This window comes from Streptomyces sp. NPDC043738, assembly GCF_056436545.1.
Genome location: NZ_JBWKCJ010000068.1, coordinates 1 through 1424 on the forward strand (window position 1 = coordinate 1; position 1424 = coordinate 1424).

Consider the following 1424-nt stretch of genomic DNA (forward strand, 5'->3'; position numbering starts at 1 on the left):
GGACGAGGTCGGCGAAGGCTCGCGCGAGGTCGCATGCGCGGGCGATGTCTGGGCAGGCGAGGCGGACTTCGAGCAGTCGTTCCTCCTGGCTTTCGGTCAGGGCCTCGCGTGGCCGCATGATCCATGAGGTGATCTTGCGAGGACTCGGGATGTCGGCTCGGACGGGTTCAGCGGTGCCGGCTCGGAGGGCGGCGAGGTGCTTGCGGACGACCTGACGGCTGCCCTGGTAGCCGCGTTCGCGGATCTCCAGGAACAGTCTGCTGCCGCTGACCTGGCCTGATGTCTCGGTGAAGCGGGTGTTGAGGTAGGGCTTGAACGGTTCCAGCACTCCGGCCGGGCGCCGATCGCGAGCCGAGGCCAGGAGCTGGTCAAGGTCGGTGTCGCGGAAGCGTCGCACGGTCTTGCGGTCCAGGTGCAGCCGCCGGGCGATCGCGCTGATGGTCCAGCCAGCGTCGACGAGGCGGTGCACGTCTTCGTGCCGGTGCCGTGTCCGCTCGACCATCTGTGTTGCTGGAAGGCCGGGCATCGGCAGATCCATGCGAGGTGGCTCGGGTGGGTCGGGTGCCTCATCTTCCATACGTTTGCGCAGGCAGGGGCGGTGCTGGTGACACGTCTTCTCGACCGCGGTGGAGAGGTTTTGAAGGAGGTGCCAGCGGTCGGCGATTTCCAGGGCGTGTGGGGCTGCTTCTTTGACCGCGCGGGTGTAGGCGGTGGCTCTGTCCCGGCAGACGATCTCGACGCCGGGGTGTGCTCGAAGCCAGTCGGCGAATGTCTCGGAGGTCCGGTCCGGCAGTACGTCGACGACCCGTCCGGCCTCGACGTCGACCAGAACGGTGCCGTAGGTGCAGCCTTTGCGAAAGGCGAACTCATCGACGCCCAGAACTCGCGGCGAACGTGCTGGCACCAGGGGTGCTTCTAGTAATGCCAGCAGCTTGCTGCGGCCGGCGGCCAGATGGAGCTGTCGACATAGACGTTCGCCGGCCCGGCCGCCGAGCTCGATGGCGACCGCGTGCAGCCACTGCTTCGTTCCGATGCTGGAGCGTCGATAGCGTTCGCTGAGCCCGCTGACCTGCTCGACGAAGGTCCTCCTTCGGCATGAGGAACGGTCGCAGAAGAATCGTCGCACTCGGAGCCTGATGTGCAACTTCTGGCCCGTCAGCGGGCGTTCGGCCAGACCGCGCTCGTACGAGGAATGCACACGACGCGCTCTCGCCCAGCACCCTGGGCAACGAGGCGCCGGACCGCATGCCGCGGCCGACACCACCAACACGTCCGCCGTGAACGCGACCCGCTCCAACCGCACATCGATCCCGGGAAACAGAACATCCTCGACCGTCTTGATCACCACGCAGTACGAGACCCTGGTGAAACGATCCGTCGTTCCCGCCGCTGACCTGGGGATTCACGGAACTGCGGTCAGAGCC

At 66.6% G+C, this 1424-nt stretch carries 1 protein-coding gene; it reads right to left on the bottom strand.

The features are described from left to right. Positions 1-1348: ISL3 family transposase (locus AC0680_RS37855; RefSeq protein WP_478637579.1), on the bottom strand; the 1348-nt coding region annotated here is incomplete at its 3' end. Between the last annotated feature and the right edge of the window lie 76 nt (positions 1349-1424).